This window comes from Chryseobacterium shigense, assembly GCF_900156575.1.
Classification (GTDB): domain Bacteria; phylum Bacteroidota; class Bacteroidia; order Flavobacteriales; family Weeksellaceae; genus Chryseobacterium; species Chryseobacterium shigense.
The window spans coordinates 780,429-800,833 of record NZ_FTNY01000002.1 but is presented as its reverse complement, the minus strand read 5'-3'; the positions used below and the strand labels follow the sequence as shown (position 1 = coordinate 800,833).

Annotated in this window: 23 protein-coding genes; 10 read left to right on the top strand and 13 right to left on the bottom strand. The window is 38.3% G+C overall.

Going from position 1 to position 20,405, the window contains the following annotated elements; genetic code table 11:
* Positions 1 to 25 precede the first annotated feature (25 nt).
* From hppD to BW964_RS09045, 4 genes are all read right to left on the bottom strand, one after another.
* The gene (hppD, locus tag BW964_RS09060) at positions 26 to 1,156 is read right to left on the bottom strand and encodes a 4-hydroxyphenylpyruvate dioxygenase (protein ID WP_076506534.1); all 1,131 of its coding nucleotides are present in this window, start codon (positions 1,154 to 1,156) and stop codon (positions 26 to 28) included.
* Between the two features lie 232 nt (positions 1,157 to 1,388).
* Positions 1,389 to 2,183, bottom strand: a complete 795-nt coding sequence (locus BW964_RS09055; protein ID WP_076506532.1) for a hypothetical protein — start codon at positions 2,181 to 2,183, stop codon at positions 1,389 to 1,391.
* Between the two features lie 138 nt (positions 2,184 to 2,321).
* Positions 2,322 to 3,596: an acetyl-CoA hydrolase/transferase family protein gene (locus tag BW964_RS09050; RefSeq protein ID WP_076506769.1), complete on the bottom strand. Its 1,275-nt coding sequence runs from the start codon at positions 3,594 to 3,596 to the stop codon at positions 2,322 to 2,324.
* A gap of 26 nt (positions 3,597 to 3,622) precedes the next feature.
* The gene (locus BW964_RS09045) at positions 3,623 to 4,810 is read right to left on the bottom strand and encodes a homogentisate 1,2-dioxygenase (protein WP_076506531.1); all 1,188 of its coding nucleotides are present in this window, start codon (positions 4,808 to 4,810) and stop codon (positions 3,623 to 3,625) included.
* Positions 4,811 to 4,931: 121 nt separating this feature from the next.
* Here BW964_RS09045 and BW964_RS09040 point away from each other — a divergent pair, with 121 nt between their 5' ends.
* Complete coding sequence (locus tag BW964_RS09040; protein ID WP_076506529.1) at positions 4,932 to 7,001, top strand: TonB-dependent receptor plug domain-containing protein; 2,070 nt, start codon at positions 4,932 to 4,934, stop codon at positions 6,999 to 7,001.
* Positions 6,998 to 7,459 carry a thioredoxin family protein gene (locus tag BW964_RS09035; RefSeq protein WP_076506528.1) on the top strand — a complete coding sequence of 154 codons (462 nt, stop codon included), beginning with the start codon at positions 6,998 to 7,000 and terminating at the stop codon, positions 7,457 to 7,459. Before BW964_RS09040 ends, BW964_RS09035 begins: the two co-directional genes overlap by 4 nt.
* 280 nt (positions 7,460 to 7,739) lie before the next feature.
* Here BW964_RS09035 and BW964_RS09030 read toward each other — a convergent pair whose 3' ends face one another.
* Both BW964_RS09030 and BW964_RS09025 read right to left on the bottom strand, forming a co-directional pair.
* On the bottom strand, positions 7,740 to 8,210 hold the full coding sequence (locus BW964_RS09030; protein WP_076506526.1) for a cupin domain-containing protein: 471 nt from the start codon (positions 8,208 to 8,210) through the stop codon (positions 7,740 to 7,742).
* 3 nt (positions 8,211 to 8,213) lie between these two features.
* The gene (locus tag BW964_RS09025) at positions 8,214 to 9,203 is read right to left on the bottom strand and encodes an NADP-dependent oxidoreductase (protein ID WP_076506524.1); all 990 of its coding nucleotides are present in this window, start codon (positions 9,201 to 9,203) and stop codon (positions 8,214 to 8,216) included.
* Between the two features lie 91 nt (positions 9,204 to 9,294).
* Here BW964_RS09025 and BW964_RS09020 point away from each other — a divergent pair, with 91 nt between their 5' ends.
* Entirely contained in the window at positions 9,295 to 9,672 is a 378-nt protein-coding gene (locus BW964_RS09020; RefSeq protein WP_076506523.1) for a winged helix-turn-helix transcriptional regulator, read from the top strand.
* Between the two features lie 261 nt (positions 9,673 to 9,933).
* On the opposite strand, the gene BW964_RS09015 is transcribed toward BW964_RS09020, so the two are convergent.
* Positions 9,934 to 10,323, bottom strand: coding sequence for a DUF1304 domain-containing protein (locus BW964_RS09015; RefSeq protein ID WP_076506521.1), 390 nt, complete (start codon positions 10,321 to 10,323; stop codon positions 9,934 to 9,936).
* 66 nt (positions 10,324 to 10,389) lie between these two features.
* Here BW964_RS09015 and BW964_RS09010 point away from each other — a divergent pair, with 66 nt between their 5' ends.
* The 3 genes from BW964_RS09010 to BW964_RS09000 all read left to right on the top strand — a co-directional run bounded on the left by BW964_RS09010 (position 10,390) and on the right by BW964_RS09000 (position 11,905).
* A complete protein-coding gene (locus BW964_RS09010) occupies positions 10,390 to 10,962 on the top strand; it encodes a Crp/Fnr family transcriptional regulator (protein ID WP_076506520.1) in 573 nt (190 codons plus the stop codon).
* A gap of 63 nt (positions 10,963 to 11,025) precedes the next feature.
* Positions 11,026 to 11,457: a DoxX family membrane protein gene (locus BW964_RS09005; RefSeq protein ID WP_076506767.1), complete on the top strand. Its 432-nt coding sequence runs from the start codon at positions 11,026 to 11,028 to the stop codon at positions 11,455 to 11,457.
* A gap of 4 nt (positions 11,458 to 11,461) precedes the next feature.
* Complete coding sequence (locus BW964_RS09000; protein WP_076506518.1) at positions 11,462 to 11,905, top strand: carboxymuconolactone decarboxylase family protein; 444 nt, start codon at positions 11,462 to 11,464, stop codon at positions 11,903 to 11,905.
* A 111-nt stretch (positions 11,906 to 12,016) separates the two neighbouring features.
* Here BW964_RS09000 and BW964_RS08995 read toward each other — a convergent pair whose 3' ends face one another.
* The 5 genes from BW964_RS08995 to BW964_RS08975 form a co-directional block, all read right to left on the bottom strand.
* Complete coding sequence (locus tag BW964_RS08995; RefSeq protein ID WP_076506517.1) at positions 12,017 to 13,000, bottom strand: aldo/keto reductase; 984 nt, start codon at positions 12,998 to 13,000, stop codon at positions 12,017 to 12,019.
* A 237-nt stretch (positions 13,001 to 13,237) separates the two neighbouring features.
* Positions 13,238 to 13,912, bottom strand: a complete 675-nt coding sequence (locus BW964_RS08990; protein ID WP_076506766.1) for a type 1 glutamine amidotransferase domain-containing protein — start codon at positions 13,910 to 13,912, stop codon at positions 13,238 to 13,240.
* A 79-nt stretch (positions 13,913 to 13,991) separates the two neighbouring features.
* On the bottom strand, positions 13,992 to 14,279 hold the full coding sequence (locus BW964_RS08985) for a putative quinol monooxygenase (protein ID WP_076506515.1): 288 nt from the start codon (positions 14,277 to 14,279) through the stop codon (positions 13,992 to 13,994).
* A 2-nt stretch (positions 14,280 to 14,281) separates the two neighbouring features.
* A complete protein-coding gene (locus BW964_RS08980) occupies positions 14,282 to 15,166 on the bottom strand; it encodes an NAD-dependent epimerase/dehydratase family protein (RefSeq protein WP_076506514.1) in 885 nt (294 codons plus the stop codon).
* Entirely contained in the window at positions 15,166 to 15,780 is a 615-nt protein-coding gene (locus BW964_RS08975; RefSeq protein WP_076506512.1) for an NAD(P)H-dependent oxidoreductase, read from the bottom strand. Before BW964_RS08975 ends, BW964_RS08980 begins: the two co-directional genes overlap by 1 nt.
* 188 nt (positions 15,781 to 15,968) lie before the next feature.
* On the opposite strand from BW964_RS08975, the gene BW964_RS08970 reads away from it, so the two are divergent.
* The 4 genes from BW964_RS08970 (at position 15,969) to BW964_RS08955 (ending at position 19,985) form a co-directional block, all read left to right on the top strand.
* On the top strand, positions 15,969 to 16,715 hold the full coding sequence (locus BW964_RS08970) for a metallophosphoesterase family protein (RefSeq protein WP_076506511.1): 747 nt from the start codon (positions 15,969 to 15,971) through the stop codon (positions 16,713 to 16,715).
* Between the two features lie 221 nt (positions 16,716 to 16,936).
* On the top strand, positions 16,937 to 17,875 hold the full coding sequence (locus BW964_RS08965; RefSeq protein ID WP_084175734.1) for an alpha/beta fold hydrolase: 939 nt from the start codon (positions 16,937 to 16,939) through the stop codon (positions 17,873 to 17,875).
* 23 nt (positions 17,876 to 17,898) lie between these two features.
* The gene (locus BW964_RS08960) at positions 17,899 to 19,023 is read left to right on the top strand and encodes a serine hydrolase domain-containing protein (RefSeq protein WP_076506508.1); all 1,125 of its coding nucleotides are present in this window, start codon (positions 17,899 to 17,901) and stop codon (positions 19,021 to 19,023) included.
* A gap of 41 nt (positions 19,024 to 19,064) precedes the next feature.
* Positions 19,065 to 19,985, top strand: coding sequence for a LysR family transcriptional regulator (locus BW964_RS08955; RefSeq protein WP_076506506.1), 921 nt, complete (start codon positions 19,065 to 19,067; stop codon positions 19,983 to 19,985).
* Here the strand turns inward: BW964_RS08955 and BW964_RS08950 are convergent.
* The gene (locus BW964_RS08950; protein WP_076506505.1) at positions 19,938 to 20,405 is read right to left on the bottom strand and encodes a GNAT family N-acetyltransferase; all 468 of its coding nucleotides are present in this window, start codon (positions 20,403 to 20,405) and stop codon (positions 19,938 to 19,940) included. The two genes, BW964_RS08955 and BW964_RS08950, sit on opposite strands and share 48 nt — an antisense overlap.

Genomic DNA, 20,405 nt, shown 5'->3' with positions numbered 1-20,405 from the left:
ACAAAACTTGCAATGTATTATAAAATTAAAGATTTCCTCTTCTGTCTTGTTCTCTCTCCAGTGCTTCGAACAATGCCTTGAAGTTTCCGGCACCAAAACTTTGTGCACCATGTCTTTCAATAATTTCGAAGAAAAGGGTAGGACGGTCTTCTACAGGCTTGGTAAAGATCTGAAGTAAGTATCCTTCTTCATCATGATCAATAAGGATGCCTAAGTCCTGTAATTTTTTAAGATCTTCGTCAATATGACCCACTCTTTCAGGAACCATGTCATAATAAGCCTCTGGTGGAGCGGAAAGGAATTCTACACCACGTTTCTTCAATTCAGTGACGGTGTGGATGATATCCCTTGTAGCCACAGCGATATGCTGTACTCCTTCTCCTTCGTAGAAGTCAAGGTATTCTTCTACCTGAGATTTCTTTTTACCTTCTGCCGGTTCATTGATCGGGAATTTGGCAAATCCGTTTCCGTTTGACATTACTTTAGACATCAATGCAGAATATTCTGTATTGATCTGCTTATCGTCAAAAGAAAGGATGTTTACGAATCCCATTACTTTTTCGTACCATTCTACCGTGGGGATCATTCTATTCCAGTCTACGTTTCCTACGCAGTGGTCTACATATAATAAACCTGCGTCTTCAGGATTGTAGGCGCTTTCCCATTTTTCATATCCTGGCATGAAAGCTCCCTTGTAATTTTTTCTTTCGATAAACATGTGAATCGTCTCTCCGTAGGTATAAATTCCGGACATTCTTACTTCACCGTGCTCGTCTGTCAAAGTAACGGGCTCAAGATAAGGCTTTCCACCTCTTTTGGTTGTTTCTTCAAAAGCATCATACGCATCATCTACCCAAAGTGCCAAAATTTTCACTCCGTCACCATGTTTTTTTACGTGTTCGCTGATCGGTGAATCGGAATTAAGCCCCGTGGTTAGTACCAATCTTATTTTCCCTTGTTGAAGAACATAAGAAGCGCGGTCTCTTACTCCTGTTTCAGGACCAGCATATGCTACAGACTGAAAACCGAAAGCGGTTTTGTAATAATGGGCAGCCTGTTTAGCATTTCCTACATAAAACTCAATGTAATCTGTACCGTTGATCGGTAAAAAATTCTCAGCTTGAGCAATTTTTTCGGCAAATGTAAGTGTTGACATATTTCTATTTTTACTTTTATTTTAATGTATGCAAATTACAAAAATCTTATAAATAGCGAAAGGATTCAAAAGGATTCCTTGAATATACTTAACATAAAGTTAAAGAAGAGTTCATTTAAGTATATTTAAGTTTAATTATAATGGAAAGGGATGTCTACATTTGTTATACAAAGAACAAGTGAGAGAGAAATATTTTCGAAAAGGAAAGCCGTAGAATCTTCTACGGCTTTTTTTATTTATCAGTTTCTACTTTTCTGTTGAGTCTTCCGGCGTCAGGATTATAATTGTCCCATATCTTCCATACATTGTCTATTTTACGGATAAAATAAATCTGGGTATTAAGTTGATTGACAAAGTGTTCTTCTCCGGTTTCACCCACTTTAAACAGCAGATTCCAGAATTCCTGGGTTTCCAGTATTTTTTTGTCGGGTTCATCCGTCACAAGGTGAATGTCAAAAACTTCATAATTTGAACGGTTTTTTTTGGTTACCAGCTGGAAATCCCTATCACACAATTCCTTGCTAAACTGTGAGGTTCTTTCTAAAAACGGAGAATCATCAAATACCAGTTCTTTAAAAAAATCCGGTTTGTGTGCCGGGAAATGTTTGTAAAATTCAAATGCGGTTGCACAATAATTGTATACCATTTTTGTGAGAAATTCCAGATCATTTCCAAGCTCTTTTTCTTTGTTTTTGAGCTTTACCGACTGTATGTAGTCATTTAAGTCTCTGTATCCAAGGAAAATGCATATTTTATCGAGCGTTTTCAGAAACCTGAGATCATTGTGGGTTTTATCCTGATAATCATTTTCAAAAAAACGCTGCAAAGTGACGTGTGAGATCGTATTTCCTATTTCAAATTTTTTTCCACCTTTTAATTCTTCAGAGCCGGATAATTCATCTTTAATAATTTCGGAAAGAATAATATAGTGGCTTCGCTTCCATTCGCTCACATTTCCCAAAACAGAATTCCTTACTTTCAAATGCTTTTCAACTTCTTCTCTTATCGAATTATATATAGTCTTCAATTTCCTTATGTTTTGAATGAGTTTATCAAAAACACTGCCAAAATATTAAATTTTTTTTAAGATTAGTTTCGTTTTTGTTCACATTACGTTGATTTTACGATAAAAATCTGGAATAAAAAAAGCGATCCGTGAATATGATTATTGTTTAAAACGTTCATAAGCAGCCCTTTCCAGTGTTTCTCTGTCGTCAGGATGTGCAATACTGATGAGTTCCTGAGCCCTTTGGCGCAGATTTTTACCATATAGATAAGCCGTACCATATTCTGTCACGACATAATGAATATGTCCTCTTGTAGTTACAACCCCGGCTCCCTGTTTAAGATAAGGAACGATTCTGGAGACCCCTTTTTTAGTTCTGGAAGTAATTGCGATGATTGGTTTTCCATCTTCACTCAAAGCCGCTCCTCTCATAAAGTCCATTTGACCTCCAATTCCACTGTACTGCAATGTTCCGATGGAATCTGCACATACTTGTCCCGTAAGGTCGATTTCGATGGCAGAATTGATGGCTACCATCTTCTTGTTCCTCATAATATTGATCGGGAAGTTGACATCACTTACATCTTTAAAATCAAAAACAGTATTGTCATCTACATAATCATAGAGTTTTCGGGTTCCGAAACAAAAACTTGTGATGGTTTTATTATCGTTGTAGCCTTTGTATTTATTGTTAATAATATCATTTTGAATCAGATCAATGACTCCGTCACTCAGCATTTCAGTGTGTACACCCAGGTCTTTGTGATTCGTTAAGCACTTTAAAACAGCATCCGGAATAGTACCGATCCCCATTTGAAGAGTAGATCTGTCATCAATCAGTTCAGCTACATTTTTGCCAACAAGCATTTCAACTTCACCTACCTTTGAGCCATAGTCTACGGTAGGAAGTTCCTCTTCATGCCATACAAGCTTATGAATTCTGCTAATGTGGATCATTCCGTCTCCGTGCGTTCTCGGCATCAGAGGATTTACGATAGCTACAATAAGCTTGGCCGTGTCTACTGCGGCTCTTGCTACATCTACTGATGTTCCGAGGGTACAGAAACCATGTTTGTCCGGTGGAGAAACAGTTATTAAAGCCACATCCAGCGGCAGGATATTTTTTCTGAACAGAATAGGAATTTCACTTAGGAAAACAGGGACAAAATCTCCGCGCTCAGAATTTACTGCATCCCGTACAGGAGTTGAAACGAATAAAGAGTTGACAAAGAAATGATCCTTGTATTGGGGTTTTGCAATTTCCACATTTCCTTGCTGCGTAATGGAAACCATTTCTACATTTTCCAGACGGTGAGACTGTCTTGCCAGTTCATCAATAAGATAATTCGGAGTACATGCACTTCCGTGAAAAAATACGCGGTTTCCGCTTTTTACAGTATATATGGCTTCTTCTGCACTAATGTAATTGTACATAATGAAATTTTTTTTTGAGTGATTTTTTATTCCTGAGAACGGTCTTCCATGGTTTTGTCTGATTCTTCCAGCCATGAAGTTTTGTACGATGGATCTTCTACTTTTAAAGCTTCTTCCGTAATTTTTAACGGACGGAACGGATCGACCATTACCGCATATTCTTCCGTGAATTTTTTACCAATGCTTCTTTCCATAGCGCCAGGGTGAGGCCCATGTACGATTCCTCCCGGGTGTAGGGTAAAGTCCATCAGGTCAATGTGGTTACGGCTCATGAAGTCACCTTCTGTGTAGAATAAAACCTCATCAGAGTCAATATTGGAATGGTTGTAAGGTGCGGGAATAGCCATCGGATGGTAATCATACATTCTGGCACAGAACGAGCAGACTACGAAATTATGACCTTCAAAATTCTGGTGTACCGGTGGCGGTTGGTGAATTCTTCCTGTAATCGGCTCAAAATTTTTAATATTGAATTTGTAAGGATAAAAATATCCGTCCCATCCTACCACATCAAACGGGTGGGTGGCATAGATAAAATCCGTGATCTGGTTTTCTTTTTTGACTTTAATTAAAAATTCCCCTTTTTCATCTTTTGGCTCTTTGAAAACAGGGGCGATCATATCTCTTTCGCAGAACGGAGAATGTTCCAGAAGCTGCCCGAATTCGTTTCTGTAGCGTTTTGGAGTATAGATAGGAGAGTGGCTTTCAAGCACGAAAAATACAGTATCTTCTGAATTCAGCTCAACCTGATAGATGGTTCCTCTGGGAATAATAAGATAATCTCCTGTTACAAATTCCAGATCTCCTACAAAAGTTTTCAAAATTCCGGTTCCGTTGTGAACGTATAAAAGCTCATCGCATTCAGCATTTTTGTAGAAATAATCCATCGATTTTCTGGGTTTCGCCAGTCCCATTTTCAGGTCATTGTTCATCAGAAGGATCTTTCTGCTATCCATGAAATCATCTTCAGACGTTACATTCATTCCCTTAAACATTCTCGGAGCAATATTTTTTTCTACCGCAATCTTAGGCGTGACATCTTTAGGCACTCCGATGGATTTGATCTGTGTAGGGCGGTGGGTATGATACAGCAGCGATGAAATTCCATGAAAACCTTCCGTTCCGAAAAGCTGTTCATAGTAAAATTTATCTTCCGGTGATTTGAAAATCGTATGTCTTTTTTGTGGGATATTTCCCGCCTGATGATATCTCATAGTACTTTTATATCTAGTTTCTCAAATTTAATCATTTTTCGTGAATTCATTCTAACAACATTTGTCATGGTGTTTTGTAATTCAAAAATAATTGTTAGATTTGTCTAACAATTTCAATTTCATGAAGCGAATACTATTTTCTATAATTCTTTTATCCTCTTATTGTTTTTCTCAGGAGACCGATAGTCTGAGTGTGCAGCATCCTATGGAAAAGGATTCATCTGCGGTTTCTCAACCGAAAGTCAGGATGAGTACCCTTGATGATGTGGTTCTTACCGGAACGATAAAACCTTTCAGCAGATCAAAAAGCCCTGTAGCCGTAGAAGTTTACAGCCAGAAATTTTTCCAGAAAAATCCTACTCCCAGTATTTTTGAGGCTATTGCCATGGTGAATGGGGTAAAACCTCAGCTGAACTGCTCGGTATGCAACACCGGAGATATCCATATCAACGGTCTTGAAGGGCCTTATACGATGATTCTGATTGATGGAATGCCTATTGTAAGCTCATTGTCTACGGTCTACGGACTGAGTGGGATTCCGAACAGTCTTGTGGAGAGAATTGAAGTAGTCAAAGGTCCGGCCTCTTCCATCTATGGCTCTGAAGCAATGGGTGGAGTGATTAATATTATCACCAAAAATGCTTTGACAGCTCCAAAACTGAGTGTGGACATGATGACGAGCACGTGGAGTGAGAATAATCTTGATGTTTCAACAAAATTTAATATAGGAAAGAAAGCAGCTTCTTTATTAAGCGTAAATTATTTCAGCTTTAAGGAAAAGATAGATCAGAACAAGGACAACTTCACTGATGCTGCATTACAAAGCAGAGTATCAGTATTTAATAAATGGAATTTTCAGAGAAAGGAAAACCGTCAGGCTAGTTTTGCCATGAGGTATCTGTATGAAGACCGTTTTGGTGGAGAAATGCAGTGGGACAGATCTCATCGGGGAAGTAGTGAGGTCTATGGTGAAAGTATTTATACCAACAGAGCCGAAGTTTTTGGATTGTATCAATGGCCTTTAAAAGAATACATCGTTACCCAGTTCTCTTACAATTATCACGATCAGAATTCCTTTTATGGTAGTAATCCGTATAATGCGCTTCAAAAAGTAGCTTTTGCGCAAACGTATTGGAGCAAAAAACTGGGGAACCATGATTTGACCGGAGGACTTACTTTTAAACGGACTTTCTATGATGACAATACGCCCGGAACTTTATCGGGAGACGGAATTACCAACGCACCGATGAAATCTCCGATCTGGGGTGCATTTGTTCAGGATCAGTGGGAAATCAGTGAGAAACATACTGTATTGGCAGGCTACCGTTTTGATTATGATAAGATCCATCATGAAGTGCATTCGCCAAGGTTTGCCTGGAAATTTTCTCCAAATCCTTATCATACGCTGAGGTTTAATTTCGGAACCGGATTCAGAGTGGTGAATCTGTTTACGGAAGATCACGCAGCCTTAACGGGGTCACGGGAAGTTCTGATTAAATCTGACCTGAAACCTGAGAGATCGGTGAATGGAAATTTAAATTATATCTGGAAGATTCCTGTGGGAACCCGTTTGTTGCAGTTTGATGCTTCTGCGTTTTATACTTATTTCAGCAATAAAATCGTAGGAGATTTTGATACTGATCCGGATAAAATTATTTATGACAATCTTCATGGGTACGGAATATCCAGAGGAGCTTCCATGAATGTGGATTTCAGTTTTAGCTTCCCTTTGAGCGTCAATGTAGGAGTGACCTATCTCGATGTGTATCAGAAATTTGATGATGGCAATAAAAAATCACAGCAGCTGCATGCGCCGAAGTGGAGCGGGACTTATAATCTCTCTTACAAGTTTGCCAATAATCTGGCTGTAGATTTTACAGGACAATTCTACGGGCCGATGAGACTACCGGTATTGCCGAATGACTACCGCCCGGAATATTCACCGTTTTACTCTTTAGCCAATATTCAGGTTTCAAAAAGTTTTAAATCCGGTTTTGAGGTATATGGCGGAATTAAAAACCTCTTCAATTTTACACCGAAAGATCCTTTGATGAGACCTTTTGATCCCTTTGATAAATATGCAGACGATCCGATAAGTAATCCGAACCATTATACTTTTGACACTGCTTACGGCTATGCACCGATGCAGAGAATCAGAGGTTTTCTGGGGGTAAAATATACTTTGAAATGAAAACTTTTATTTTATTTTTAATGTTAGTGCCCTGTTTTTATCTGTCTCAGATGAAAGCAGGCACTTTTTCCGATCTTGAAGCATCTATGAAAAAAGAGCCGAAACCTGTAATCATCCATTTGTATACGGACTGGTGCTCAGTTTGCAAAATGGAAAAGCATACATTGAATAAAGACCAGGAAATTGTTGATCTGATCAATAAACATTTTTATATGGTCAATTTTGAAGCTGAAAAAACAAAGGAAAAGATCAATTTCCAGGGAAGAGAATTTGGATATTTGTCTAATGGAAGTGCAGGAATTCATGAGCTGGCTCTGGCTTTGTCTAAAAATAAGAACCAGCCCGTTTATCCATTGTGGATCGTTCTTGATAAGGATCAAAAACTGATATATTACCATGAAGGTCTGGTGTCACCTGCCATTATAAAGCAGAAACTTCTGGAGATTTCTGCTTTGTAGTTGATATCTGTATTGTTGCATGAATGCCGCTGATTTTTCTTCGTGAAATTTGTGGGTGAAAAATTTATTGTTGGTTTGCGCAATAACGCAAGGTTTTTTACTCTATCCTTGTCATTGCGAGGCCCAAAGGGACGAAGCAATCTTAGAAAACGAGTGAATTTGAGATTGCTTCACCTAAAGGTTCGCAATGACACAGGATTTCCCACAGATTATGCTGATGACAAAGATTTTTTCTTGTTGCAGACAATTCATACTGCGAAAAATCTTTCAATTCGTCAATCTAAATTTCTGCATCAATCAGCACAGCGAGCTGAATACAAGGCTCATCCGATCGGTTGCTCCAGGCATGATGGGTTCCTCTTTGAATGACAATATCTCCCGGTTTGAGAAGCGTTTCTCCTTCATCCATGATCAGATGAAGTTCTCCTGAAAGAATAATAATGTAATCCAGGGTTGGAGTCTGGTGCATCATGGGATGAGGTTCTCCGGCTTTGAATTCTACTCCGAGATCTCTATCTGGTGGAATAACCACGTAACGGAAATAAGTTCCGTTTTTAGGAGTTTGTGGAAATCCTGTATTGGGAATCCGGGTTTCAAGGTCCAGTCGGGCAGGCGTTTTTTGAGTATTCCAGAGATCTGAAATGATAAGTCCGGGAAGATGTTCCACGACATTCTCTGTCTGCTGATCTTCTATAATTGTTGATTTTCCGTTTTTAATTCCTGTGACGATACGTCTGGGTATTTTGTTCATAGTTTAATGTTTCATGATGAGTTTATGACCTTGGGTCTGATTATTTTTAAGAATAGAGTGTGCCTTTAAAACTGTATCCAGAGAAAGGGTTCCTATGGTTTTATAATGAGGCGGACTGATCGTTCCGTTCTCGATAAGTCTCGAAATTTCCTCTAAGCTTCCTTTGTAATAAGAATAGTCTTTATTCATGCTGTAGGAATAATTGGAAATATTCATGATCAAAGTTCCTTTGTTGAAAAGGGTTTCGTGGGCATCTTTTGTGACCAGTGCGGTTACATCTGCATATGTACCGTTGATTTTTAAAACATCTGCGGTAATTTCAGACATATAGTTTCCAACCAGATCAATTCCGAAGTCGAAAAGTTTACCGTTGTTGGCTTTTAAAAGATTTGCAGTAAGATTTTCATCTTTATAATTGATGATCTGGTCACTTTTTAATCCCAATCGAAGAAGGATTTGTCTGTTTTCTTCACTTCCGACAGTCGCTGTAATGTTCTTCAAATGATTCGCCATTAAAAATTTGATGACGAAAGAACCAACGCCACCTGTGGCCCCGGTGACCAAAACAGAATCATCAAGGTTCAGTTTTAAACGGTTAAAGATTTGTAATGCAGTAAGTCCGGCTGAGGGAATACCGGCGGCCTGTTCAAAAGAACTGTTTTTAGGTTTTAAGGCAACGATAGCTTCCGGAACAGCAACATATCCGGCATAGGAACCGTTGCTTCCCATAGATCCGCTTCCGCAATATACTTCGTCTCCGATATTGAACTGGTGGGCATCTGCTCCTTTTTCAACAATAATTCCGGATATTTCCCGGCCTAACACTGGTGATTTGAGAAGTTTCCGTTCCAGTTCGTTCTCAATCATTTGGTAATCGATAGGATTAAAGCCACTGGCTTTGATCTGGATTAAAACTTCATGACTTTTCGGCTCCGGTTTTTCTATCTCAGCTTCTTCAAGCTGGAAATTTTCATTTAATATAATGGCTTTCATATGAGTAATTTGATAGACAAATGTAAATAGAGAATAGTTTATATTTGCTACCAGTTAACTATTGGTAACTAGTTACCTTAATGAAACTATTATGGCAAAAATCATAGAAAACGGAGTAGAAAGAGAAGCCAACTGCACGGAAGAGCTATTTGCTATGCGTGACAGTCTGGATGTTTTGGGCGGAAAATGGAAGCTGATGATCATCCGGTATCTGACCAATAGAACGGACCAGCAAATTCATTTCAAAAAGCTGCAGCGAGGGATTACGGGAATCTCTGCTAAAATGCTCAGCAAAGAATTGAAAGAACTGGAAATGAATCTGCTTATCACAAGAACCATTCAGGATACCAAACCCATCACGGTAACTTATGCTGTGACAGAATACGGAAAGTCAGTTTTTCCGGTAACGGAAACGCTGGTGAATTGGGGGATTATTCATCGGGAGAAGATCAAGGAGTCGATGGGGTAGTATTTATAGATTAAAGATTTAAAGATTTTTCGCGGTATGAATTTTCCACAACGAGAAAAAATTTTTGTTATCCGGATATTCTGCGGGAAACGCGTGTCATTGCGAACCTTTAGTTGAAGCAATCTCAAATCTATCTTTCTTCTGAGATTGCTTCGTTCCTTCGCTTCTCGCAGTGAATATCAATATTCGATTTTATCACAGATAAAATCTTTGCGCTTTAAAGCAGTCGAATTGGAAAGAAAGTTGTGTTAACCAACACTATTATCTCTGCATAAGATGAGAAAAATTACTCAACACCACAACAATGATCGCTAATATCGCTGGCAATGCCTGTACGAAAAATATCTTCTTTGTCGCTGAAATAGCGCCATAAATTCCGGCAATAGCTACGCAACTCAGAAAAAAAAGAGCAACATTGGTTTGCCATTTGGGATCTTCAATCAGGAATGACCAGATCAGTCCGGCAGCGAGAAAACCATTATAAAGTCCCTGGTTGGCAGCAAGACCTTTGGTGGGTTTGAACATTTCTGCGGGCAATGCCGCCTTAAATACTTCTTTTCCTTTGGTTTCCCAGGCGAACATTTCCATCCATAAGATGTAGAGGTGTTCCAGTGCAACGATAGCAATCAGAATTTTAGCAATAAGTTCCATTATTTAATGTTTTTGAGATTGTAAAACTAAAAAAATAAAGTTAAGTTTGGTTACTCAATTGCAAAAATGGAAACTTTCAAAGCACATTTAGATAAATTTATTACCGTCACTGATGACGAATATGTTTCTATATTTTCTTTTTTCAAGGAAATAGAAGTGAAAAAAAAGCAGAGTCTGATGCTTGAAGGTGAGATTTGCAGATCCATGTTTTTTGTGTCTGTAGGCTGTCTGAGAAAGTTTTTTGTGAATGAAAAAGGAACGGAGCAGACCACAGAGTTTGCGATAGAAAACTGGTGGATCACGGATACTTTTGCTTATGAAAGGCAGATCCAATCAGATTTTTGTATCCAGGCCGTTGAGCGTTCTACGGTTCTTGTTATTGATCTTCCGCAGCAGGAACTTTTGTTGCAGAAACATCCGATCATGGAACGGTATTTCAGAATGATTTATCAAAGGGCTTATGCCGCTTCGGAAAGAAGGATCCGTTATCTTTATGAAATGTCCAGAGAGGAACTGTATGTTCATTTCAGTACTTTATATCCGTGGTTTATCCAGAGAATTCCCCAATATCTGATTGCGTCTTTTTTAAATCTCACGCCTGAATACCTGAGTGAAATCAGGGCAAAATTACGATCTTAAACCAGTTTAAGATTTTTACCAGCAATAAGTCGGAGATTTGTCATGTTATTAAAAGCCCATATCATGACAGACAAGAATATTTATTTTCCACAGTTATTTTTAAGACTTGCCATTGCTGTGACCATGCTTTCTGCGGTGGCAGACAGATTTGGTTTCTGGGGTGAAAATTCAGCCTGGGGAAACTGGGAGAACTTTGAAGCATACACCCGAAAACTTACTTTTTTTCTTCCGGAAGGATTAAGTGTATTTTCTGCTTATACCGCTACTTTTTTGGAAATACTTTTTCCATTGCTGCTGCTTGTAGGCTGGAAAACCAGGATTGGAGCTTATGGAGCGGGATTTCTTCTGCTGACCTTTGCTTTGTCGATGACTGTAGCATTAGGAATTAAGGCTCCTCTGGATTATTCTGTCTGGGTAGGAAGTGCCGGAGCATTTTTACTGGCCGTTCAGCCGAAATATTTTTTTAGTATAGATCATTTAACCAATAAATTATAATAGTATGAGCGCAAGATTAAATATGGCCACTGTAGATTCAGCTGCCTATAAAGCGATGATGGGATTAGAAGGATATCTTCAGACGATTTCATTAAACCCCATTCAAAAGGAATTGATTAAGATCAGAGCTTCACAGATCAACAAATGTGCTTTCTGCCTGGATATGCATACCAAGGATGCCCTTAAATACGGAGAGACAACGCAGAGAATTTTCATTCTTGAAGGATGGAGAGAAGCAAAAGAGCTGTTCACAGAAGAAGAACAGGTACTTTTAGCGATGACAGAAGAAATTACACTGATCAGCCATAACGGTCTTTCAGAAGAAACTTTCCAAAAGGCAAAACAGTATTTTGATGATGCACAGATTGCACAGATCATCATGTCTATTGTGACCATCAATGCATGGAACAGAATTGCAGTAAGTACGCACTTACCGATTGCCAAGTAGTTTTCTTTTAAAGGTATTGACTAAAAAAGAGCCTTCAGTTTGAAGGCTCTTTTGTTTATGGAGAAGGTTGTTGGTTGTTTCACCTCGTTTTCAATGGCGAATCATCTGATGTTAAAGTTGTGACAATTCAGCAGTAATGAAGTTCAATTCATCCTGAGAAAGATCAATATCCATTGCTTTGGCATTTTCAATTGCCTGCTTTGCATTTCTGGCTCCTGCTAAAACGACTGTAATCGCCGGCTGCAAAGTTGTCCATCTTAATACCAGCTGTGAAAGAGAAGCTCCTTTTTCCTTGGCAACAGGCTCTATTTTTTCTAAGAAATTTTTTACTTTATTTAAATCAAACCGGGAGAAATAACCGTTTCTGTGATCGTTTTCTTTTAATTGGTCTTCTTTGAAATATTTACCAGTTAAAAGACCTCTTTCCATAGGACTGTAAACGATAATTCCTGAATTGTTTTCCAAAGAATAAGGAACAAGATCAGCTTCAATACTACGATTCAGCATGCTGTAAGAAACCTGGTTGCTTGCTAAATGAAGGGTTCTGTTACCTTCCTGCATTTGTGGAACAGTATAATTGCTCACTCCGGCTGCAAGGACTTTCCCCTGCTGGATCAGAAGTTCCATGGCTTCCATTGTTTCACAGATAGGAGTGGTGCTGTCCGGCCAGTGCAGCTGTAAAAGATCGATATAATCGGTTCCCATTCTTTTTAAGCTTTCTTCCACTTCCTTGATGACATTAGCCTTTGAAGCGTATTTGTAGACCGGAATTTTTTTGCCTTCATCTTCTGCATCGAAAAAAAACTCTCCTTTTCCGTTATTGCTCCCGTCCCATACCAAACCGAATTTGGTTAATAGCTGAATTTTGGAACGGTCTTTTCCTTTAATGGCTTCTCCGATCATTTCCTCACTGAGTCCGAAACCATAAAAAGGTGCCGTATCAATGGAAGTTACCCCATGATCTAAAGAAGCATGAATAGAATTGATGGAATCCTTTTTTTCATTGCCACCCCACATATTTCCTCCGATAGCGAATGCCCCGTGAGTGATTGCAGAGAGTTCCAGTTCTGTATTTCCTAATTTTCTGTATTCCATTTTTTTATTTGTTTAAATTGTAATCTACAAAAGGTATTCTTGAACCACCCCGTCAAAAATTCTTTGAATTTTCGCCACCCCTCCACGGGAGGGGAATTCTGGGCCGACAAATTTTTGTCATTGTGAAAATCAAAGATTTTTATAGAACTCAGGAGGTCATTGTATACACAAACCTTTAAACTTGTGATACCCTAAGTGTTCAAAACTTTTGTGCCTTTTGTGGTTAAATCAATTTGATTATTGATTAAGTTCTTTTAAAATCGCTTCACCAACACTTTTTGCAGACTGAGGATTTTGTCCTGTGATCACTCTCTGATCAGCTACCACATGGTTCTGCCAAAGCCCTGATTTTTCAAATTTTGCTCCTCTTTCTTTCAATTTGTTTTCCAGAAGGAAAGGAACGACATTGGTTAATTTTACTTCAGCTTCTTCCTCATTGGTAAAGGCATTGATCTTTTTGCCGTCTACTAAATATTTTCCGTTGTTCAGTTTGATATTGACAAGACCAGCAGGGCCGTGGCATACTGCGGCTACAATGCCTCCGTTTTCATATACTTTGGAAGCGATGTCTGCTAATTCTGTATTGTCCGCGAAATCCCACATGGCGCCGTGACCTCCTGCGTAGAAGATAGCACTGTAATTGCCCGGTTTCACCTGAGAAGGTTGTAAAGAATGATCGATTTTATTTTTGTATTCCTTATTCTCCCAGAATTCTTTGTTCACGGGGTCTTTTAAATCAAATCCGTCTACTGGAGGAGTTCCCCCCTTAGGACTTACAAAGTCAATTTCATATCCTGCTTTGTGAAGAACTTCCCAAGGGTGGGAAACTTCGCCCAGGTAATATCCGGTATCTTCGCCCGTGTTTCCTTTTTTGTCATGACTGGTTACGACAAATAAAATTTTCTTTTTCATGCGTTGAGATTTTTGGTGTTGTGCCTGGATCAATCCTACGGTAAATAGGGTCAGAAATAAGAATGCTAATTTTTTCATATTAAAGAATGTGGGTGGTATAAATTTGTGGTTTTTCCTTTAATTTTTCGTCAACGATGGCTCCGAAAGCCTGAATGTAGGGCTGCTGATTGTGTTGTGCCAGTCCTTCATCACTTTTCCATATTTCGTAGAAGATAAACTGGTTTTTGTCTTCAATTCCCTGGTGAAGACTGTACCTTTCGTTTGCATCTTCTTTTTGCGTCTCTTTTACCATATTCTGAAGAACTTCAAGGACTTCAGCGCGGTACTCTTCTTTGGCTTTGATGATTGCTGTAAGATAGATTTTCATAATTAAATAAAATGTTCTATGGTTTGATATTGGGGATTCCAGCCTAATTCTTTTCTGGCTTTGTCAGCATTGCATACACTGTTTGAGGCAAATCCAAAATATCCGCCTGCGGGACCAAAGGTATTGACTGCTTCTTGTATGCTGACGGACTGGGCAGGCTGTAAGCTATATTGTTTGCTGATATTTTCTGCTAAATTTCTGATCGTTGACGATCCGTTTTCCGCATAGTAAAGTGAACCAGATTTTGCTTTTTCCAGTGCGAGTACATAGAGATCGGCCAGGTCCTCAATATGCAGATTGGACCAGACATTTTCACCTTTTCCAAAATAAACTCCAAAACCTTTTTCTTGGGAAAAGCGGATTAAAGCCGGAACCTGAATACTGTCTTTTTTCAGCCCTAAACCCTCACCATATATCATAGTAGGAACAATGACGATGCTTCTTATATTTTTTTTGGCAGATTGAAGGATATATTGATTAATCAGTACTCTGGAGGCCATTTCAAGTCTGGGACTGAGAGGGAAGTCTTCGGTATAAGCAAAATCATTTTTCTCTCCATTTTCTTTTCCTCCGAAAATAGCCGAGCCGGAAGTGAAAATAAGCGTTTTACCGGTTCCTTCCAATGCAGAGATAATGCTGTCTGCAGCATAGGCGTCATCCGCAGAATCGGCGGTGTGAATAATGGCATCCGTATCGGCAATCGCAGCTCTTAGGATCTCTTCATCATGGATGTTTCCTACTATAGCTTCTATGCCTAACGATTTCAGTTCTTTGATGCGGGTGTCATTTCGAACCAGTCCTGTTACTTTATAGTTTTTTTCAAGGAGCTTCTTGGCTACCGTTCCGCCAATGTATCCGGTGATTCCGGTGATCAATATGTTTTTCATCAGGCTAATTGTGGTTGAAGTTCTTTTTGTAAAACGTGTTCAAGGTGTTCTCTGTAACGTTTCATGTCACGCTCTATATTGGCGTTTTTCTCCACATCATGGAAGTGAAAACTTTCTATTTTTTCCAAAGAAACGAAGGCATTCATTCTATGAAAACCAAATAAAGGTCCATTATCTACACTTGTCTCGTTGAAGAATTCTCCGGGAAGGGTAAAGGCGGTTTCGGGAGCATTCCAGCTGGTGGTGACCATATATTTTCTTCCGCCCAACATTCCTCCGGTTCCGTAATTGATTTCAGGGTTTTCAGCATTTCTTCCGTCACTCATATAAATTCCCTTAGCATGACCGGCTGTGAAAACTTCATCAATATATTTTTTAAAACCGTTGGGAAGCTGAAACCACCAGATCGGTGTATGATAGATGATAAAATCTGCCCAGACAAACTTCTTTACCTCTTCATCTTTATCGAATCCTTCTGAAACCTGGGTGGTCTTTACTTCTATATTGCCGTATTTTTTAAGTACTTCTAATGTGTTTTCTGCAATGGTGGCGTTATATTTTCCTCCGGAATGTCCGAAATTTTGTCCTCCGTTGATGATCAATACTTTTTTCATTTTTATGATTGTTTATATTTTATGATGCAAAGTTACTTCGCGGCATTGTATAATAAAAATAGCATAAATCATAACTAACTATTAGAATAATGATAGTTTAAATTTTGCCATTCATGTGAAATGTCATACAGTTTGTTGATCCGTTCTTAAGCTTCTCTTGTAAATTTGTTCAGGTCAATTGAATGAATATGTTACAGATTGCAGTTTTTAGTGATGTGCACGGAAATCTTCCTGCGTTGGATGCGGTATTGGAGGATATAAAGAAAAGAGGAATTGAACAGAAGTTTTGCCTTGGAGATCTGGTAGATTTTGCACCCTGGGGAAATGAAGTCATCGGAAAAATCAGAGATTTGAATATTCCCTGTCTGATGGGAAACCATGATGAAAGGATTGCTTTTGATATTCCGGTGGTTCCGCTATCCAAGCATTCAGAAGAGGAAACGAATGCGAGATTCATAGCCATTAATCATTCCAGAAAGAATATCACAGAAGAAAATAAAAAGTTTTTATCGGCGCTTCCTTTTCACTTAAAACTAAACTATAAAATAGGGAAGAGGCATTGGAATATTCAACTTGTCCATTCCAGCTTGTCCAGCAATGATACGTACTTGTACGAGACTGAGAATGATGAGGTTTTTGTAGATATGCTGAAAGAATCCCAATCCGATATCGTTGTGATGGGACATACTCACTTATCATTCAAAAAATCTTTTGAAAATAAAAAATGGGTTGTCAATTGTGGCTCTGTAGGACGTTCCAAAGAAGAAAACCGTCTGGCTTCTTATTTGATCCTAAACCTGCACCGGGAAGAGATTATTCCTGAGATTGTACAGATCAGTTATCCTCTTGAACAAGTTGTTCATGGAATTGAAGAGAGTGAAATTCCAGACTATTATGCTGCTTTTTTGAGAAATAAAACGGTTTCCGTTATCTAATATCTTTTTATTACCTGATTTACAATAAACAGAATAAAAATTAATTTTATTGTAAATTATTGATTTACATTATTTTGTAATTACTCGTACGTCCATTTGTAAAAGGTCGAACCTATTTTATCCGTAAAATGCGTTCGACTTTTTTTATTGAGACTCTTTTGAAAATTCTCTGAAGGATATTTGCATCAGATAAATTAAACTCACATTAAAATTTAGAAATCATGAAAAAAGCAGTCCTTTTTATTTTTTTACTTTTGTCCGTATTTGGTGTAGCACAATTACAGAAAATAAAAATTGATACTATCATCACGGCGGAAATTGGCGGGATACAACAAGCTATAGAAATTAAAACAGATGATTCCCATCAACCGATACTTCTCTTCTTGTCCGGCGGTCCTGGAAGTTCCATGATGAAAAATGCGGACTCTTTTACCGGTATTTTAAAAAGTAAATTTACTATTGTTCAGTGGGATCAGAGAGATGCCGGAAAAACACTGGAATTAAATCCTTCACCAGTACCTCCATCCGTTGAGTTAATGGGTAGAGATACCTATGAAGTGATTCAGCTCCTTAGAAAGCAGTTGAAGCAGGAGAAAGTATACTTATTGGGCAGTTCATGGGGAAATGCTTTAGGATTTTATATCGTTAGAAATCATCCCGAGCTCTTATATGCTTATTTTGCTGTAAACCCTGTGATCAGTCAATTGACGAGTGAAAAAGAATTGCTCGAAATTTTGAAAACGCATTTTAAAGAAGATGCGGTTGCAAGCAAAGAACTGGCGAGTGTCCATATTCCTTTTACCAATGACGAAGACCTGTTTTATCTGAGAAAATGGCTTTTTTATAAAGATGGTAAAAAATATGTAACGGGTGATGATTTCAGAAAAGGTTTTCTTCAATGGTCTAAAACCTGGTCGCCGGCCTGGAACGAAGTCATGAAAATTGATCTGCCAAGGACTTTAAAGAAAATAGAGTGTCCGGTTTATTTTTTTGTTGGCAAAAATGATATTCAAACTTCTACTGCTATTACAAAAAGGTATTTTGAGCAAGTAAAAGCACCGAAGAAAGATCTGTTTTTGTTTGAAAATTCAGGACATCAGATCCATAAAGACGAACCGGAATTATTTCAAAAAACAATCATCAAAACATTAGATTATTAAATTCAGATCAAAATTTAGAAACCATGAAAAAAAACATCCTTTTTACGGTGTCATTACTGTCGGTCTTTTGCTTAGGGCAAAAAGCAGTAAACGAAAATAGTAACCTTCCATCTGTAGTGGATCATGCGGTTCAGAGAATGGTTGAAAAACCGGTAATTAATGCAGTATCCATCGGAATTGTTTATCAGGGAAAGGAATATATCGGGCATTATGGTGAGTTGGAAAAAGGAAAATCCAATACACCGGACAATCAAACCCTCTATGAAATCGGTTCGCTGAGTAAAACATTAACCGGAACATTAGTGGCGAAAGCAGTTTTGGATAAAAAATTAAAACTTGATGATCCTGTTCAAAAATATTTATCCGAAGATTATCCGAATCTGGCATTCAACGGTCATCCTCTTCGTATAAAGGATTTGGTGACTCACACAAGCGGTTTGCCTAAAATGTTGCCCCTTGAAGTAAATCCAATTTTGAATGATTTCACCAACGAGAAAACACCGGAAAATGTTAACCGTGTTTTAAAAAACTATAAGCAAAAAGATTTCTTACGAAATTTGCATACGGTGAAAATTGATACCATTCCCGGACATCAATTTTCCTATTCAAATGCAGGAATTGAACTTTTGGGTGCTGTTCTGGAAAAAGTATACCATAAAAATTTTGAAGCTCTGTTAAAAGAATATCTGACTGAACATCTTCAAATGAAGCACACCACCATCAATTTGTCCAAAAAAGAAGAAGCCAGTCTAGCTGTGGGATATCATTGTGATTATAATACTATAACCCCACAATTTACAGCTTTACCGTGGGGCTCATCAGGTAATGTAAAAACTACACTTCCTGATATGATAGAGTATATCAGATATCAGTTAAAAAGAAATGCTGAAATCACAGAATCTCATCAACCATTGGTTAAAGTAGATGACAGCTTCACTTCAGGTTACGCATGGAGAGTGATGACTGATGAAAAGCTCGGAACGTTTTATAAGCATCATGGCGGTGTTTTTCGTGCACAATGCTTTATTTACATCATCCCAAAATATGATCTGGGTGTTTTTATTATCACTAACCAGAGTGGTATTAATACAGCAAAGGACATGCAGGGTGTACTAGATGAAATTTTTGAAAAAACATCAGTATTATAATTATTTTGTAATTTTGTATCAGAATATTTATAATTAAAGTTATGGTCAATTTAGAATGGTACCGCACTTTTAAAGCGATATATAAAACAGGAACCCTGACAGGTGCTGCAGATTCTCTGTTTATCTCACAGCCCGGAGTAAGTCTTCACTTAAGCTCACTGGAAGCTTATGTAGGCTACAAATTATTTGACCGGACCGGCAGAAAAATGATGCCGACCGAAAGAGGAAAGGTTTTATTCAATGCTGTTTCTGAACCACTTTCCAAGCTGGAAGATGTGGAGAAAAACTTTCAGAAATCTACAGAAAAACTGACCCCGACGATCAGCGTAGGAATGTGCTTTGAAACATTTCAGACCACTTTGGAACAATATGTCTCTACTTTACCTTTTAATCTGATCATCAGCTTCGGGCAATATCCTGAAATGCTCGACCAATTGGATAAAGGCATTCTGGATTTGATTATTACTCCTAAAAAAGGAGTATCACCGAATATAGAACATGAAGCATTTTCTTCTGAGCAGATTATTCTGGTAGGGGGAAAAAATGTTGATACCGATAGTTTTCAAAAGATCGTTCAAACCAAAGGAGCAGAATCTATTGAGGACTGGCTGAAACAGGAAAAATGGTATGGGACTACGGGAGATATGGAACATCTGTTTCAGTTCTGGATCATGAATTTCGGACATAAACCGAATTTCCGTCCCAATTATATCGTTCCGAATCTAAACTCCATCATCCGTTGTCTGAAAGGCGGAACCGGACTCGCTGTCGTTCCTGATTTTCTCTGTAAAAATGAAATAGAGAACGGAGATCTGAAACTGATCTGGGAAGGTGAGAAAAAGCTTGGAAATACCCTTTATTTCGGTTGCAGAAAAAAAACAAACCATCAATCCGAAATTGATCATATCAAAGGATTATTCAGAAAGGTCATGAGCAAGAATGATCATGTCCCGCATCTGTAATCCGTTTTCATACATGGGGACTGCGTAATTTTCTATAAAAAAATTTTTACGCAATCCCTTTTTGATAAACCCGTTCTTTTCATAGAATTTAATTTGCTGGAATCCCGTATCCGAAGTTCCTACAACCAACATTGTATACCGTTTTTCTTTAGCTATTTCTTTAGCCTTATCCATCAGAATACTGCCGATTCCCTGGCTTCTGTAACTTTCAGCAACCGCCATGTTTTTAATCTCCAATTCTGTGCTGCTGTTTGAGTGGAGCGCCATGACGGCAATATCCTGAGCATCATGGTGTAAAAGATAAAGATCAGAATCAAAAATATACCGATCGATAGCCTCAACGGTTTCATCCGCAAGAAGCAAAAGCTCATAAGGAATATCCGAATCCTGACCGATTTTTTTTAAAGTAAATTTTTCCAT

What these genes read in the sequence shown, in the direction of transcription:
- hppD (WP_076506534.1), bottom strand. Translation starts at nt 1,156, where the DNA reads ATGTCAACACTTACATTTGCCGAAAAAATTGCTCAAGCTGAGAATTTT.
- BW964_RS09050 (WP_076506769.1), bottom strand. Translation starts at nt 3,596, where the DNA reads ATGTACAATTACATTAGTGCAGAAGAAGCCATATATACTGTAAAAAGC.
- BW964_RS09045 (WP_076506531.1), bottom strand. Translation starts at nt 4,810, where the DNA reads ATGAGATATCATCAGGCGGGAAATATCCCACAAAAAAGACATACGATT.
- BW964_RS09040 (WP_076506529.1), top strand. Translation starts at nt 4,932, where the DNA reads ATGAAGCGAATACTATTTTCTATAATTCTTTTATCCTCTTATTGTTTT.
- BW964_RS09035 (WP_076506528.1), top strand. Translation starts at nt 6,998, where the DNA reads ATGAAAACTTTTATTTTATTTTTAATGTTAGTGCCCTGTTTTTATCTG.
- BW964_RS09030 (WP_076506526.1), bottom strand. Translation starts at nt 8,210, where the DNA reads ATGAACAAAATACCCAGACGTATCGTCACAGGAATTAAAAACGGAAAA.
- BW964_RS09025 (WP_076506524.1), bottom strand. Translation starts at nt 9,203, where the DNA reads ATGAAAGCCATTATATTAAATGAAAATTTCCAGCTTGAAGAAGCTGAG.
- BW964_RS09020 (WP_076506523.1), top strand. Translation starts at nt 9,295, where the DNA reads ATGGCAAAAATCATAGAAAACGGAGTAGAAAGAGAAGCCAACTGCACG.
- BW964_RS09015 (WP_076506521.1), bottom strand. Translation starts at nt 10,323, where the DNA reads ATGGAACTTATTGCTAAAATTCTGATTGCTATCGTTGCACTGGAACAC.
- BW964_RS09010 (WP_076506520.1), top strand. Translation starts at nt 10,390, where the DNA reads ATGGAAACTTTCAAAGCACATTTAGATAAATTTATTACCGTCACTGAT.
- BW964_RS09005 (WP_076506767.1), top strand. Translation starts at nt 11,026, where the DNA reads ATGACAGACAAGAATATTTATTTTCCACAGTTATTTTTAAGACTTGCC.
- BW964_RS09000 (WP_076506518.1), top strand. Translation starts at nt 11,462, where the DNA reads ATGAGCGCAAGATTAAATATGGCCACTGTAGATTCAGCTGCCTATAAA.
- BW964_RS08995 (WP_076506517.1), bottom strand. Translation starts at nt 13,000, where the DNA reads ATGGAATACAGAAAATTAGGAAATACAGAACTGGAACTCTCTGCAATC.
- BW964_RS08990 (WP_076506766.1), bottom strand. Translation starts at nt 13,912, where the DNA reads ATGAAAAAGAAAATTTTATTTGTCGTAACCAGTCATGACAAAAAAGGA.
- BW964_RS08985 (WP_076506515.1), bottom strand. Translation starts at nt 14,279, where the DNA reads ATGAAAATCTATCTTACAGCAATCATCAAAGCCAAAGAAGAGTACCGC.
- BW964_RS08980 (WP_076506514.1), bottom strand. Translation starts at nt 15,166, where the DNA reads ATGAAAAACATATTGATCACCGGAATCACCGGATACATTGGCGGAACG.
- BW964_RS08975 (WP_076506512.1), bottom strand. Translation starts at nt 15,780, where the DNA reads ATGAAAAAAGTATTGATCATCAACGGAGGACAAAATTTCGGACATTCC.
- BW964_RS08970 (WP_076506511.1), top strand. Translation starts at nt 15,969, where the DNA reads ATGTTACAGATTGCAGTTTTTAGTGATGTGCACGGAAATCTTCCTGCG.
- BW964_RS08965 (WP_084175734.1), top strand. Translation starts at nt 16,937, where the DNA reads ATGAAAAAAGCAGTCCTTTTTATTTTTTTACTTTTGTCCGTATTTGGT.
- BW964_RS08960 (WP_076506508.1), top strand. Translation starts at nt 17,899, where the DNA reads ATGAAAAAAAACATCCTTTTTACGGTGTCATTACTGTCGGTCTTTTGC.
- BW964_RS08955 (WP_076506506.1), top strand. Translation starts at nt 19,065, where the DNA reads ATGGTCAATTTAGAATGGTACCGCACTTTTAAAGCGATATATAAAACA.
- BW964_RS08950 (WP_076506505.1), bottom strand. Translation starts at nt 20,405, where the DNA reads ATGGAAAAATTTACTTTAAAAAAAATCGGTCAGGATTCGGATATTCCT.